The sequence below is a fragment of the Arthrobacter agilis genome (assembly GCF_002953615.1).
GTDB lineage: Bacteria > Actinomycetota > Actinomycetes > Actinomycetales > Micrococcaceae > Arthrobacter_D > Arthrobacter_D agilis_B.
In genome coordinates, this window is sequence record NZ_CP024915.1 from 187,801 (window position 1) to 202,042 (window position 14,242).

Genomic DNA, 14,242 nt, shown 5'->3' on the forward strand with positions numbered 1-14,242 from the left:
AAGTCCCGCCACTCCAGCAGGATCGAGAGGTCCTCGGGCTGCTGCAGTTCCAGCAGCAGCACCCCGGCGCCGATCGCGTGCAGCACGCCCGGCGGCACCCACACCACATCGCCCGGCGCGACGTCGACCTCGTGCAGCAGTCCGAGGAGCGCCTCGACGTCCTGTGCCTCGACGAGGGAGGCGAGTTCCGCTTCGCTAACATCCCGCGTGAGCCCGAGGTGCACCGTGCCACCCTGCAGGATGTACCAGGCCTCGGCCTTGCCGTGGCCGTGCCCGAGCTGCCGGGCGGCGAAGGCGTCGTCGGGGTGGGCATGCACGGGCAGGCGCTGGCCGGCGTCGAGCAGTTTGACCAGCAGCCGGACGTCACTGCCCCAGCGGGCTGCGTGCTCCCTCCCGAGCCAGTACCCGGGATCCGACGAGACGGCATCGCGCAGGAGCGTGCCGTCCGCCAGGCGGGTGAGCCCGAGGTCCGCCTCGCCGAAGATCGTGGTCGTCGAGCCGATCCAGTCCTCCGGCTCGAACTCGGCCGCGGACGGCTCCCCGCGGAAGGCGGAGATGCGCGCACCGCCGCGGTAGAAGCGCTCCGGCGGCCGGTTCGAAGGCAGCCGCTCGATCATGGCTGCGGCTCCCGCACCGGCGCGTGGACCACCAGGAAGCCACCCACGAAGCTGTCACCCAGCCCGATCGTCGTCGGCGTGACGGTGTCGATCCGGAAGGCGGGCACGCCCACCGAGCCCGGGATCATCCGCTCCACGCCGTCCACCACGTCCTCGCCCCGCACGCTGTGCGAGAGGAGCGCCGTCGCCTCGAAGTCGGCCGCCGTGAAACCGTCGCCCAGCCGGAAGCGCGTGGCCGCCATCTGCACGGCGTTCGCGACGGCGTCGCGGTGCCGGCCGGCGGCGGGTCCGACGGCGATGGCCCAGTGCTGCGTATGCACCAGCAGCGCCGGCACCGGGATGAGGCTGTGCACCTCGAGGAGGGCCGCGGCGACGTCCCTGGCGTTCAGCAGGTCCACGGGACGCGCCACGTACTCCTGCAGCTCGTCCTCGTTCATGCCGTACACGTCGATGCGCGGCAGCAGGTGGGCCCAGATCCGCTCGGCGAACCGCCGCACGTAGAAGCCGGCATCCTCGTAGTAGACGAGCGCGTCGGACGGCAGGCGGTCCATCGCCGTGTCGAGTTCGGTGAGGCGGCGCTCCAGGAGGTCCTCGTCCTGCATGGTGTTGAAGCCCGAGACCAGCAGGGCCGCGGCGTCCTCGAGCGCTTTCCCCAGTTCCGGCGCGATCGCCATGCTGCGGTTCGGCGGATCGTTCGCGAAGATCAGCCGGTTCGACGACGGCGACACGATCTCCCCGTCGTCGAGCCGGATGACCGTCCCGGCGGGGTACTGCACGATCAGGTGCGGATCGAGGGTGTCCTCCGTCGCGGAACTGACGTAGGACATCGATCCCGGCAGCAGCCGGCGCACGTTGTCGTCGATGCTGACGAGGTGCTGGACGCTCGGGATCCCCAGGCGGTCGAGCGCGATGCCCGCCCGCACCCCGGTGCCACCGAGGGTGATCTCGGTGGCGAAGCGTTCCGAGAAGTCCTTGACCACGTCGGAGGAGACCACGAAGCGCTCGCCGCCGGCGCCGTCCTGGACGAAGGCGAGGATGGTCACCACCAGCGACCGCTCGTCGACGATCGGTGCCATGGTGGTGAGCTCCGCCCCGCGGATGCCGAACCGCGAGGCCAGGGCTTCGACGACCGCCGCATCCCAGCGCACCTCGTAGTCGACGGTTCCGCCGAGCCCGAGCACGAGCGTGGTTCCCATGGCACCGATCCCCTTCCCGTTCTCCGTCGCGTGAATGCAGTCCTCAGTACAGTTTGGCCTTGCCGTCCGCGCCGAACAGCTCGATCTTCTCCGCGGCGGTGACCTTCAGCGCCGCGATGGCCTCGGGCTGGATGGCGTTCGGCTCGCGCAGGCGCTCGTCGGTCCCGAGGATCCGCCGCATGGCGTTGTGGTAGGAGACCTTGATGTCGCTCGAGATGTTGATCTTGTTGATGCCGAGGCTCACGGCGCGCGCCAGTTCGCTGTCGGGGTTCGCGGAGCCGCCGTGGAGGACGAGCGGGATGCCGACGGCCGCCTTGATCTCCTCGAGGAGGTCGTGGCGCAGCTCGGGGTTCTTCTCCGCCGGGTACAGGCCGTGGGAGGTGCCGATCGCGATGGCGAGGCTGTCCACGCCGGTCTCCTTCACGAAGCGCACGGCGTCGTCGGTGTTCGTGTAGATGATCTCCGCGGCGCCGGACTCCCCGTAGCTGTCATTGGCGCCGATGGTGCCGAGCTCACCCTCCACCTGGATGCCGACGGCGTGCGCCGCCTCGACGACCTTGCGGGTCAGCGCGACGTTCTCGTCGAAGGGCAGCAGGGAGGCGTCGATCATGACCGAGGTGAAGCCGGCCTGGATGGCGGTGATCATCTGCTCGTAGGTTCCGCCGTGGTCCCAGTGGATGGCCACGGGGACGCTGGAGCGGTGGGCGCGGCTGCGCATCGCGGCGATCAGGTCGGTGGTGATGTGGGAGACCTCGTCCGGGTGGATCGCGATGATGACCGGGGCCTCCTTCTCCTCACTGACGTCCATGACGCCGTTGAACATGGCCCAGTCGCTGATGTTGAAGGCGGGGATGGCGAAGTTGTGTTCGTTGGCGATGTCGAGGATGGACTTACCGGTGTACAGCACAGTGATTCTCCTTGATAGATGACGTGCGCGGGATGGATCGGACGGGGGACAGGGGTCAGCTCTTGACCGAACCGGCCGTGAGGCCGCTGATGAAGTAGCGCTGGAGCACCAGGAAGAGGATCAGCACCGGGATGGACCCGAGGATGCTCATCGCCATGATCTGGTTCCACTCGTAGGAGTGCTGCCCCATGAGGAGCTGGATCCCGATGGGCACGGTGCGCATCTCGGTGGTCCGGGTGAGGGTCAGCGCGAAGAGGTACTCGTTCCACGCGATCATGAAGGTGTAGATGCCGACCGAGACGATGCCCGGCACCGAGATGGGCACGAGGACCCGCCAGAGGGCGGTGAGCGAGCCGGCGCCGTCCACGCGGACGGCCTCGTCGAGTTCGCGCGGCAGGGTGTTCAGGTAGCCGGTCATCATGATGATGGCGTAGGGCAGGGTGAACACCATGTAGGTGAGGATCAGGCCGGGGTAGGTGTTGTAGAGGCCGAGCCCGACGACGAGCCCGAAGTACGGGATCAGCAGCGTGATCGGCGGGACGGCCTGGACGCTGATGATGACGACGTTCAGCACCCGCTTGCCGCGGAACTCGAAGCGGCTGAACGCGTAGGCGGCGTGGATCGCGACCAGCAGCGTCAGGATGGTCACCGCGCCGGCCACGAGGTAGCTGTTGAAGAAGAACCGGAGCGTCTCGGAGTCGGTGAGGATCGCCGTGTAGGCGTCGAACGAGAACGAACCGGTGATCAGCCGCGGTGGGAGCTCGAAGATCTCCGTGTTCGACTTGAACGAGCTCGAGAGCATCCAGAGGACGGGCCCGGCGGCGAAGACGGCGCCGAGGATGAGTCCTGCCAGCACCCCGGAGCGGGCCAGGCGGGTCCGGCCTTGCGTGGTGAGCGCCATGTCAATCCCTTGCTTTCTGGTGGCGTACGTAGAGCACGGCCAGCACCATCGACAGCAGCAGCACCAGGACGGCGGAGGTCGCCGCGAGCGAGAAGTCGTAGTTGGCGAAGGCGAGCTTGTAGGTGTAGGTGCTGAGCATCTCGGTGACGTCGATCGGCCCGCCGCCGGTGGTCAGCCAGATGAGGGCGAACTGCTGCGAGGTCCAGATGAGGTCGAGCAGCAGCAGGCTGACGATGATCGGGCGGAGCTGCGGGATGGTGACGTTCCAGAAGCGCTGCACGGGGCTCGCGCCGTCGATGCTCGCCGCCTCGTGCAGATCCTGCGGGATGCCCTGCAGGCCCGCGAGCAGGCTGACCATGAAGAACGGGTAGCCGGCCCAGATGTTGATGAACGTCACCGTACCGAGGGCGAGCTGCGGGGAGGCGAGCCATTCCACGTCGGTGTCCAGCAGGAAGTTCACGATGCCGTTGGGGGACAGGAGCATCCTCCACAGCACTGCGATGACGGCCGCCGTGAACAGCCACGGCAGGACGTACAGGGCCCGGAAGAACGCCCGGGACGGTGCGCTGATGAGGCGGCTGTTGAGCAGCATCGCGAAGGTGAGTCCCAGCACGAGGTGCGCGGCGACGCTGATGAGGCAGAAGTAGAGGGTGTTGCCCGTGGCCTTCCAGAAGCCCGGGTCCGTCAGCACGGTGACGTAGTTGGCGATCCCGGTGAACTCCGAGGACGACTTCAGGATCACGTTGTCCTGGAAGGAGTAGCCGACGACCATCACGATCGGCACGATCATGAGGACGAGCAGCAGGATCAGGGTAGGGGCCAGGAAGCCGTAGGACTCGCCGGCGCGGCGGAGCTGGCGGCGCTTCTTGGGGGGCTGGGCTCCGTTGACCAGGGTCTCGGGGTCTGGAGCGGTGAAGGTGCGGATGCTCATGGGGACGACCTTTGTGGGGGATCGGGCACCGCGTGGGGACAGCGATGCCCGATCCGGTGTGTGGAGGACCTAGAACTCGCCTTCCCATTCCGTCTGCGCCTTCTCGAGCGCCTCGGAAAGGGACTGCTGGCCATCGAGGGCGGACTGCAGCTGGGCACCCAGCTGGCGCATCAGTTCCTCGGCCACGGGCAGGCCGACGAACTCGTTCGCGGGGTAGCCCGCCTGGTAGATGTCGAAGGCCTTCTTGAACAGGTCGTCGTCCTCGACGAACGCGGGCACCGATTCGGTGTTGCCGGGGAAGGCGTTCGCCATGGTGGAGAGCTCGGAGTTGGTCTCCTCGCTCATCAGGAACGAGACCAGCTTCGCGGCCGCGTCCTTGTGCTCGGAGTTCTCGGCGACGCCGATGCCCCAGGAGGCGTAGGGGATGCCGCGCTCGCCCGAGTAGTCGTCGGCTGCCGGCACGGCGGAGATGGAGAAGTTGAGATCCGGATTGGTCTCGCGGATCAGGTTGATGTGCGCGAGGGAGTCGATCATCATGCCGACGCGGCCGTTGGTGAACTCCTCGACCTTGTCCTGCTCCTTCATGGTGAAGCTGCCGGGGGCGATCACGCCGTCGTCCCAGAGTCCCCCGATGAAGTCGACGGCGGAGGTGACGTCCTCGTTGGTGAGGTCCGGCCGGCCGTCCTTCAGCATGGTGCCGCCCGAGGCCCAGGCCCAGGACATGACGTCGTTCTGCACGCCGTTCGGAGCCTCGAGGGAGAGGGGGAGCACCCAGCCGGAGGCGTCGCCGTCGAGGTCGGAGACCTTGCCGGCCGCATCGGCGAACTCGGTGCGGGTCTCCGGAGGTGCTGCCACGCCGGCCTGGGACAGGAGGTCGTCGTTGGTGAACATGGGATAGACGAAGTTCACGACCGGGACCATGTAGGTCTTGTCCTCGACCTTGACCTGGCTCACGAGCTGGCTGTCGTCGAAGCCGGCCTCGTCCAGGAGCGGGGTCAGGTCGGCGATGACACCCTGCTCGGCGAAGTCGCTGACCCAGGCGCCGTCCAGGCCTACGACATCCGGCATGGTCCCGGAGGCGGCTCCCGCGAACAACTGCTCCTTGGTGGAGGCGTAGGGGCCGCTGACGAGGTCGACGGTGATCTCCGGGTTGGCCTCCTCGAACGTGTCGATGAGGGCGCGGAACTCGCCGTCGGGAAGTTCGGGTTCCCACCACTGGGCGAATTCGATGGTGACATCTCCGCCCGCTTCCTCGGCGCCGCTCGAACCGCCTGAACCGCAGCCGGTGAGCGCGACGATCGATACCGCGGTGGTGGCAATGCCCGTGAACAGGGTGACTCGGTTACGCATACGCCGATGGGTGGACATCAGGTCTCCTCGTTGAGATAGTGCAGGATTTCGCTCGCTTATGCTGTTTCTTGCGTCTTTCACCACGAGTGTGCACTTGCTCCTGCTCCTCCGTCAAGGGTTTCCGGGTCGCGATTACGCGTCGGATCGGTATCGGATGCCCACTGAAGGCGCCAGAGTCTGCAGTTTCATGCGGTTATGCTGCATCTTCTGCAGGGCGTGTGTTACGAATGGGTGCATGACTTCGCAGGAACTGCAGCGCTCGCGGCGCCTCCCGGCGGGCAGGAAGGCCGATCTGGCCGCCTATGTCGACGAGGTGGGGCGGGTGACGGTCGCGGACCTCGCCGCCCATTTCGATGTGTCCATCGACACCATCCGGCGGGACCTCGACCAGCTCGACCGCGAGAACGTCCTGGTCCGTACCCATGGAGGGGCCGTGAGCGCCGCCGAGCGGGCAGGGCGCGACCGGGAGATCGACGTGCGGCTCAGCATGCAGACCGCGGAGAAGGAGGCGATCGCCCAGCTCGCCGTCGAACTGGTGACCGACGGATCGGTGCTGATGATCAATGCGGGCACCACGAGCCTCGCCGTGGCGCGGGCCCTGCGGAACCACCGCAACCTGACCATCGCCACGAACAACCTGCGCATCCCGGCCGAGATCTCGCCGGCGGTGTTCCGGGATCTCTATCTGTTCGGCGGAGCCGTGCGCACCCTGACCCAGGCGACCACGGGTCCCGTGACCCTCAGGATGAACGCGAACACGCCCGAGGTGGACATCCGCTGCGACATCGCGCTCATCGCCGTCGGAGCCGTGGACGTGTCCGGCTACTCGGCGTCGAACCTCGGTGACGCGACGATGATGGCCGACATGGTGCGCCGGGCGGATCGCACCGCCATCCTCGCGGACTCCACCAAGCTCGGCCGCCGGCTGTTCGCGCAGATCGTCCCGCTGGAGGGTGCCGACTACCTGGTGACGGACAAGGCTCCCGATCCCGCGCTCGCGGCGGCGCTCGAGGCGGCGGGGGTGACGGTGCTGGTGCCCGAGGCGGGCTGACTCCCAGCCCGCCCCGGTCCGCGGACCGGCCTGCTAGGAGCCCGCCTTCTCCTCGATGATCTTCACGAGCGCGGCGTCGTCGAGCTTCTGCCACGGTGAGGCGTCCGAGCCCTGCACGGCGGCTTCCGGGCTGTCGCTCTGGCTCCACCACTTCGCCTCGTACACGCGGCCGTCCACGAGGATGCGGGCGCCCCGCTCGTACACCGCGGCCGGATCCCACGCGGGGTACAGGTCGGCGGGAGCGGTGACCGCGGGAACGGGACGCTCGTCGGGCAGCACCGGCCCGAGCAGCGTCCAGGGGGTCTCCTCCGCCTGCAGCACCGGATCGTTGGGCAGGTCGCCCTGCGTCCAGTACTTCGCCACGTACACGTTGCCCTGCCACACCACGCGGTCGTCCTCGCGGTAGGTGCCGACGTCGGACCAGATCGGGTAGGGGCTCGTCTCGGGATCGTCCTCGACCAGGGCCTCCGGCGACTCCTCGGCCACCGGCACCTCGGCGAGCGTCGCTGCGCGGCCGGTGAAGCCCTCACCGAGCAGCGGTGCGAAGAGCATGCCCTGCTGGTCGACTCCGCTGCACGCATCGGAGACCACCGTGGTGTCGGCGTAGTTCTCGCTGCAGGTGCCGTCGCGGTTGAGCGACCACATGGACATGCGCCCCACACCGCGCTCGGCGGCGAACGTGTTGAAGGCCTTCGCGTCGTCGAGCGTGAAGACCTCGCCCTTGACGTCGTTCTGCCCGATCATCGGCGTGAGGCCGATCTTCCGCCACGCTGCCTGCGGCCCGAGCTCCTTGCCGGCCCGCTCGTACAGCACCTGCACCTGGCGGTGGGTGGCATCGGCCGCGTTCTGCGACGCCGTGAGCATGTCCGTGCCCTCCGGGCGGCTTCCCCCGTAGTCCATCGTCATGACGTTCACGCCGGCGAGGTCCACGCCGGCCTCGAGGAACTGCGCGACGGCGGCGGTCCCCTCGGCGGTCAGTCCCGTGGGCGCGACCGGCAGGGTCAGCCAGACATTCAGGGGGGTGTCGGTGTCGGCGCGCTCGGCCTGCAGGGCGGCCATGGCCTGCGCGCGGCGCTCCCCGGCGGTGGTGTCCTTCAGGTTCTCGCCCTCGATGTCGAGGTCCACCGTGGACAGCGAGTACCGGTCGACGACGGCTTCGTACGCGTCCTTCAGGTCCTCGGGGTCGGTGCACGCGGTCGCGAGCTCGTCGTTGAGCAGGCCGCCGAACGAGACGGTCACCTCGCCGCCGTCCTGCACCAGGCGGGCCACGCGCCGGTCGAGATCGAGCGCCACCTCTGCCTCGTCGAGTCCGTAGAAGGTCCCCCACGACGGCTCGCACGGGTCTGTCGTCGAGGCCACGATGAAGGACAGCATCACCGAGTTCCCCGCGTCCGCGGACGGGACCTCGAACGCGTAGGCGGGCGTGGCCGTCACGTCGACGTAGCCGGCGAAGAAGGCACCGGTGCTCTCGGCGGACTTGGCGTCCTCCCAGCGGTTGAAGCCGGTGAGGCCGCCGACGGCGACACCGCCGAGCACGACGGACAGGACAGCGAGGCGGACGACGGACAGCTTCCGGCCAGGAAAACGAGCAGACACAGGAACCCCAGATGACAGCCTCGAACGAGGCGGGAGAGCGCACTTCGGATGCGCGAGACGCTTGAAGCGTAGGGGAAAAAAGGGCCGCCGTCACCCCTGTCGCTAACGCCGAACCGATGCGGGCCGATGGTGGAGAGTGACGCTGTCTGCCGCCGGGGCGATGGAAGGCGTTCACCCGTCCCACGACCGCCGAGGAAGCAATGTCCAGATCCCGCGATGCCGCCGAGTACCGAGCCTCCAGACGACAGGCACGAGCGCAGTCCGACGCAGCGCCGGCCGATGCGGCCGGCGCGTCCGCGATGCCGTCGTCGCCCGCCGCCCAGACCGCCATCCTCGAGCTGGCGGCCGCGGCCGCCCCCGATACGGCACCGCCGCGCCGACGCCAGTGGGGTGCCGAGCGGCGTTCGGAGCCGCTGTCGATCGTGCACCCGACGCCGTCTTCGCGGAAGATCGCCCTGGGCCGGCTCGGCATCGTCATCACGGTGCTCGCCTGGCTCACCTACATCGTCACGACGATCCTGCGCCAGTTCGCCAACAACCCGAACGCGGGCTTCCGGTTCCAGGTGGAGGCGACGTCGTACCTGATCGTGGTCACGTTCCTGACGTTCTCCGCGCTCATGTACCTGCTGGCGCGCCAGGGGGCGCTGTACCGGTTCCGGGACCACAAGCGCGTGCCACGCGGTGAGCTGGACCGCCACTTCGCCGACCACCACGAGGGCATCACCGTGCTGGTCCCCTCGTACGCGGAGGAGCCCGCGGTGGTGCGCGCGACGCTGTGGTCCGCCGCGCTGCAGGAGTTCCCCAACATCCGCGTGGTGCTGCTCCTCGACGATCCGCCGCATCCCACCGACCCCGCGGTCCGCCAGCGCCTGGACGCCACCCGGGCGCTGAGCTTCGAGATCGAATCGAGCCTGCTCGAGCCCTCCACCCGCGCGACCGCGGCACTGGCCGCGTTCGAGGCGCGACTGGCCGCCCACGACGGCGACGACGCGTCGTGCTCCGAACTGCCGGCGGTCATCGCCGCCTACGAGGACGCCGCGGCGTGGCTCGAGGACATGGCCGACGCCGAGCGCGTGGAGGACCACGTGGACGAGTTCTTCGTGGACCTCGTGATCATGGGCCTGGCGCGCGAACTGCGGCTCACCATCTACGCACTCAACGCCGCCCATGCGCAGTCCCAGGCGCCCGAGCCGGCACGCGTCCGCGAGCTGTACGTGCGGCTGGTGCGGATCTTCAACACGCGGCTCGAGACGTTCGAGCGGAAGGCCTACGCGTCCCTGTCCCACGAGGCGAACAAGGCCATGAACCTCAACGCCTACATCTCCCTCATGGGGCAGCGGTGGCAGAAGGAGCACACCGCCGCCGGGACGGTGCTGCGGCCGATGGGTGCGGCGGACGGCGGTGACGTGGCCGACGACGTCCTCGACGTGCCCGACTCGACCTACCTCCTGACCCTCGACGCCGACTCGCTGCTGCTGCGCGACTACTGCCTGCGGCTCGTGCACCTGCTCGAATCCCCTGGCAACGAGCGCATCGCCGTCACGCAGACGCCGTACTCGTCCTTCCGCGGAGCGCCCACGCGCATCGAGCGGGTAGCCGGCGCGACGACGGACATCCAGCACATCCTGCACCAGGGCATGTCCTACTACGGGGCCACCTTCTGGGTGGGTGCGAATGCCGTGATCCGGAAGCGCGCGGTGGAGGACATCGTCGAGGTCGACAACGTGGGCGGCTTCGAGATCAAGACGTACATCCAGGACCGCACGGTCATCGAGGACACCGAGTCCAGCGTGGACCTCGGCACGCACGGCTGGACGCTCATGAACTACCCCGAGCGCCTCAGCTACAGCGCCACGCCGCCGGACTTCGGCTCCCTCGTGGTGCAGCGGCGGCGCTGGGCCAACGGTGGCCTGCTGATCCTGCCGAAGCTGTGGAACCAGCTACGACGGCGCCGCCACCTCCGCGAGCAGGTCCTCGCCCGCGAGGTGCTGCTGCGCGTCAACTACATGGCGTCCATCGCCTGGGCGAGCTTCGGGCTACTGTTCCTGCTCGCCTACCCCTACGACAGCAGGCTCCTGAGCCCGGTCGTCTTCCTGGCCGCTGCCCCGTACTTCCTGGCCATGGGCAGCGACCTCCGCGACTGCGGGCACCGCTTCTCGGACATCTTCCGGATCTACGGCTTCAACCTCGTGCTGCTGCCCGTCAACCTCGCGGGCGTGCTGAAGTCCATCCAGCAGGCGTTCACGGGGGAGAAGATTCCGTTCGTCCGCACGCCCAAGGTCAAGGACCGCACCGCGGCGCCGGGCCTCTACGTGGTGATCCCGTACGCGATCGTGGCGTTCTCGCTGCTCACCCTGGCCCGCGACGTGATGGAGCAGAACTGGGGCAACGCCGTCTTCGCGGGGCTCAATGCGCTGCTCGCGGCCGGCGCCATCCGCGCGTACATCGGCATCAAGAACTCGATGGTCGACATGGGGCTCGGCGTCCTGAACTGGCTGTACGTGTCGCCGCGGACGAAGAAGGTCGAGGAGTCGAAGGTCATCGCGAAGACGGCCGAGGAAGCCGACTGGGAGTCGATCCTGTACCACGGCGACCGCCGCCTCAACCGGGACCTGCGGTCCGGCAACGACCGCCGTCGTCGTGCGGGGGTGCGGTAGGGCACCTGTCGGCCCCGCGGCTCCACCTCGGGAGCCGCGAGATCGTATCGTCCGCGCATGAAGACGCCCCGGGAGTCCATCCCGGGGCGTCTTCGTTCTCCTGCCGGTGGACCGGCCGCTCAGCGCTGCAGTGCCGGCCGCTTCGGGTTGAAGGCCCAGCCCGGGAGGAGGAACTGCATGCCCACCGAATCGTCCCGGGCGTCGAGCCCGTGCTGCAGATACAGTTCGTGGGCGGACTGCAGCGCATCCCGGTCGAGCTCCACGCCCAGGCCGGAGCGGGCCGGCACCTCGATGTAGCCGCCTTGGATCTGCAGCGGCTGCTTCGTGAGGGGCTGGCCGTCCTGCCAGATCCAGTGCGTGTCCAGAGCCGTCACCCGCCCCGGTGCTGCCGCACCGACCTGGGTGAACATGGCCAGGGAGATGTCGAAGTGGTTGTTCGAGTGGGAGCCCCAGGTCAGCCCGAAGTCGTCGCACAGTTGCGCCACCCGCACGGACCCCTGCATCGTCCAGAAGTGGGGATCGGCCAGGGGGATGTCCACGGCGTTCGAACGGATGGCGTGGGCCATCTGCCGCCAGTCGGTGGCCACCATGTTCGTTGCCGTCTGCAGTCCCGTGGCCCGCTTGAACTCCGCCATGACCTCACGACCGGAGAATCCGTTCTCCGCGCCGCACGGGTCCTCCGCGTAGGCGAGGACGTCCTCCAGACCCGAGCACAGCCGCACGGCTTCGGCCAGCGACCACGCACCGTTGGGATCGAGGGTGATGCGAGCGTCGGGGAAGCGGGCGGCGAGCGCCGTGACCGCAGCGATCTCCTCGTCGCCGGCGAGGACGCCGCCCTTGAGCTTGAAGTCCTGGAACCCGTACCGCTCCTGTGCGGCTTCCGCCAGTGCCACGACGGCGTCGGGCGTCATCGCTTCGCTGCGCCGGAGCCGACCCCACCGGTCCGACGGGTCGTCGCCGTCGAGATAGGGCAGGTCCGTCGCTCCCGCATCACCGATGAAGAAGAGGTAGCCGAGCATCTGGACGCGGTCGCGCTGCTGGCCGTCGCCGAGGAGTTCAGCGACGGGAACGTCCAGATGCTGTCCGAGCAGATCGAGCAGGCAGGACTCCAGGGCGGTCACGGCATGGATGGTGGTGCGGAGGTCGAAGGTCTGGAGTCCCCGCCCTCCGGCGTCCCGATCGGCGAAGGTCCGGGCGACGGTCCGCAGCAGGCTGCGGTACGCCGCGACCGGTCGGCCCGCGAGGAGTGCCGCAGAATCCTCGATCGTGGCGCGGATCGCTTCACCGCCCGGCACCTCGCCGAGGCCCGTGCGTCCGTTGCTGTCCGTCATGATCGCGATGTTGCGGGTGAAGAACGGGCCGTGCGCGCCACTGAGGTTCAGCAGCATGCTGTCGTAGCCGGCGACCGGCACGACCTCGACCGATGTGATGACGGGTGCCTGATCGGACACGGTTCAGCCCTCTGCCCGGACCGTGCCGTCGATCCGACGGTTCAGCGACCACGGGTTCGCATCCTGCAGCGCTGCCGGAAGGACGGCGTCGGGAAGATTCTGGTAGCTCACCGGACGCTGGAAGCGGGCGATGGCGAGCGTCCCCACCGAGGTGGAGCGTGAATCCGAGGTCGCAGGGAAGGGGCCGCCATGCACCATGGCGTGGCCCACCTCCACCCCGGTGGGCCAGCCGTTGAAGAGGATGCGCCCGACCTTGCGCTCGAGCACGGGCAGGAGGTCCGCTGCGGTCGGATGGTCGCTGTCCGCCGCATGGACCGTCGCCGTCAGCTGGCCCTGCAATGCTTCCAGGCCCATGCGCAGCTCCTGCTCGCTCGCGTAGCGGACGAGGACTCCCGCTGATCCGAAGACCTCCTCCTGGAGCGTCGGGTCGGCGATGAAGGTGCTGGCCGAGGTACTGAACAGGGCAGGTGCGGGGGCGTTCTCGGTATCGCCCGGCCGACCTTCCGTGACCAGGTCCACGCCGTTCCTCGTCCGGAGACCGTCGATCCCGGCCTGGCAGGACGCGGCGATCCCAGCGGTGAGCATGGTGGCACCCTGTGCGTCGCCGAGCAGGGAAGCGGCCGCGGAGACGAAGGCGTCCCCGTCGGCCCCGACAGGCACGAAGACCAGTCCGGGATTCGTGCAGAACTGGCCGGCCCCCATGGTGAGGGAGGCAACGAAACCGGCAGCGAGCCCCTGCGGGTCGGCGAGGAGTGCTCCCGGCAGGGCGATCACCGGGTTGATGGAGGACATCTCGGCGTAGACCGGAATGGGCTCGGGCCGCGCTGCCGCTGTCGTCATCAGGGCGATGCCTGCGGCGCGCGAACCCGTGAAGCCGATGGCCTTGATGCGCGGATCGGCGGCCAGCGCCTGCCCGACCGAGGCCCCGGCGCCGAAGACGAGGGAGAAGACGCCTGCCGGCAGGCCGCTCTCGGCAACCGCCTGGCTGATGGCCTGGCCGACGAGCTCGGCGGTCCCGGGGTGAGCGTTGTGGGCTTTCACGACGACGGGGCACCCGGCGGCGAGAGCCGAGGCGGTGTCGCCGCCTCCTGTGGAGAAGGCCAGGGGGAAGTTGCTGGCTCCGAAGACGGCCACCGGACCGAGCGCGATGTGCCGCTGGCGGATGTCGACCCGCGGCACGGGCGAGCGGTCCGGTTGTGCGGGATCGATCCGGGCCTGCAGGTGGTCGCCGTTGCGGACGACGCCCGCGAAGAGGCGCAGCTGGCCCACGGTGCGGCCGCGCTCACCGGACAGGCGGGCGGCAGGGAGTCCCGTTTCCAGGACGCCGCGTTCGGTCAGTTCGTCCCCCAGCGCGTCGATGGTGTCCGCGATGCGCTCGAGGAGGGCGGCCCGCACCTCCGGGCTGGTGGCGCGATACACGTCGAAGGCCTCGGCTGCCGCCGTCGTCGCTGCCTCGAGCTCGCTTCCGGTCACCAGGCCGAAGGCCGGCTCGAGGTCCTGCCCGGTGGCCGGATCGACGGCACGGATGGTGCCGGCGGATCCGGTGACGGGGGTTCCCGCGATGATGGATCGGCCGGTGACGGCG

At 68.9% G+C, this 14,242-nt stretch carries 10 protein-coding genes and 1 pseudogene; 2 read left to right on the forward strand and 9 right to left on the reverse strand.

From position 1 onward, the window contains the following. The 6 genes and pseudogenes from CVO76_RS00930 to CVO76_RS00955 all read right to left on the reverse strand — a co-directional run. Nucleotides 1-617 (reverse strand): annotated as a pseudogene (locus CVO76_RS00930) (class I mannose-6-phosphate isomerase); the annotation flags it as partial. Next, a complete protein-coding gene (locus tag CVO76_RS00935) occupies nt 614-1,813 on the reverse strand; it encodes an ADP-dependent glucokinase/phosphofructokinase (protein ID WP_208740364.1) in 1,200 nt (399 codons plus the stop codon). The pseudogene CVO76_RS00930 and the gene CVO76_RS00935, both read right to left, overlap by 4 nt. Nucleotides 1,814-1,856: 43 nt before the next feature. Next, complete coding sequence (locus tag CVO76_RS00940) at nt 1,857-2,720, reverse strand: ketose-bisphosphate aldolase (protein ID WP_208740365.1); 864 nt, start codon at nt 2,718-2,720, stop codon at nt 1,857-1,859. A 55-nt stretch (nt 2,721-2,775) separates the two neighbouring features. Next, nucleotides 2,776-3,621 (reverse strand): carbohydrate ABC transporter permease, encoded by an 846-nt coding sequence (locus CVO76_RS00945; protein ID WP_208740366.1) that lies wholly within the window; start codon nt 3,619-3,621, stop codon nt 2,776-2,778. Nucleotide 3,622: 1 nt separating this feature from the next. After that, nucleotides 3,623-4,552 (reverse strand): carbohydrate ABC transporter permease, encoded by a 930-nt coding sequence (locus CVO76_RS00950; RefSeq protein ID WP_133080185.1) that lies wholly within the window; start codon nt 4,550-4,552, stop codon nt 3,623-3,625. Between the two features lie 69 nt (nt 4,553-4,621). Continuing rightward, nucleotides 4,622-5,902, reverse strand: coding sequence for an ABC transporter substrate-binding protein (locus CVO76_RS00955; protein WP_208740367.1), 1,281 nt, complete (start codon nt 5,900-5,902; stop codon nt 4,622-4,624). Nucleotides 5,903-6,137: 235 nt separating this feature from the next. Between CVO76_RS00955 and CVO76_RS00960 the strand changes: the two genes are divergently transcribed. After that, nucleotides 6,138-6,953 carry a DeoR/GlpR family DNA-binding transcription regulator gene (locus CVO76_RS00960; protein WP_208740368.1) on the forward strand — a complete coding sequence of 272 codons (816 nt, stop codon included), beginning with the start codon at nt 6,138-6,140 and terminating at the stop codon, nt 6,951-6,953. A gap of 33 nt (nt 6,954-6,986) precedes the next feature. Here the strand turns inward: CVO76_RS00960 and CVO76_RS00965 are convergent, their stop codons facing one another. Continuing rightward, the gene (locus CVO76_RS00965; RefSeq protein WP_208740369.1) at nt 6,987-8,549 is read right to left on the reverse strand and encodes a chitinase; all 1,563 of its coding nucleotides are present in this window, start codon (nt 8,547-8,549) and stop codon (nt 6,987-6,989) included. A 200-nt stretch (nt 8,550-8,749) separates the two neighbouring features. On the opposite strand from CVO76_RS00965, the gene CVO76_RS00970 reads away from it, so the two are divergent. Beyond that, nucleotides 8,750-11,206 (forward strand): glycosyltransferase family 2 protein, encoded by a 2,457-nt coding sequence (locus CVO76_RS00970; protein ID WP_244186128.1) that lies wholly within the window; start codon nt 8,750-8,752, stop codon nt 11,204-11,206. A 119-nt stretch (nt 11,207-11,325) separates the two neighbouring features. Here CVO76_RS00970 and CVO76_RS00975 read toward each other — a convergent pair whose 3' ends face one another. Both CVO76_RS00975 and CVO76_RS00980 read right to left on the reverse strand, forming a co-directional pair. After that, on the reverse strand, nt 11,326-12,594 hold the full coding sequence (locus CVO76_RS00975; RefSeq protein ID WP_208741655.1) for an enolase C-terminal domain-like protein: 1,269 nt from the start codon (nt 12,592-12,594) through the stop codon (nt 11,326-11,328). Between the two features lie 66 nt (nt 12,595-12,660). Further along, on the reverse strand, nt 12,661-14,242 hold a 1,582-nt coding region (locus CVO76_RS00980; RefSeq protein ID WP_208740370.1), incomplete at its 5' end, for an aldehyde dehydrogenase (NADP(+)).

Bases quoted from the DNA above. Each gene is read 5' to 3' on its own strand.
- CVO76_RS00935 (WP_208740364.1), bottom strand. From the start codon at position 1,813: ATGGGAACCACGCTCGTGCTCGGGCTCGGCGGAACCGTCGACTACGAG.
- CVO76_RS00945 (WP_208740366.1), bottom strand. From the start codon at position 3,621: ATGGCGCTCACCACGCAAGGCCGGACCCGCCTGGCCCGCTCCGGGGTG.
- CVO76_RS00950 (WP_133080185.1), bottom strand. From the start codon at position 4,552: ATGAGCATCCGCACCTTCACCGCTCCAGACCCCGAGACCCTGGTCAAC.
- CVO76_RS00955 (WP_208740367.1), bottom strand. From the start codon at position 5,902: ATGCGTAACCGAGTCACCCTGTTCACGGGCATTGCCACCACCGCGGTA.
- CVO76_RS00960 (WP_208740368.1), top strand. From the start codon at position 6,138: ATGACTTCGCAGGAACTGCAGCGCTCGCGGCGCCTCCCGGCGGGCAGG.
- CVO76_RS00970 (WP_244186128.1), top strand. From the start codon at position 8,750: ATGTCCAGATCCCGCGATGCCGCCGAGTACCGAGCCTCCAGACGACAG.
- CVO76_RS00975 (WP_208741655.1), bottom strand. From the start codon at position 12,594: ATGCTGCTGAACCTCAGTGGCGCGCACGGCCCGTTCTTCACCCGCAAC.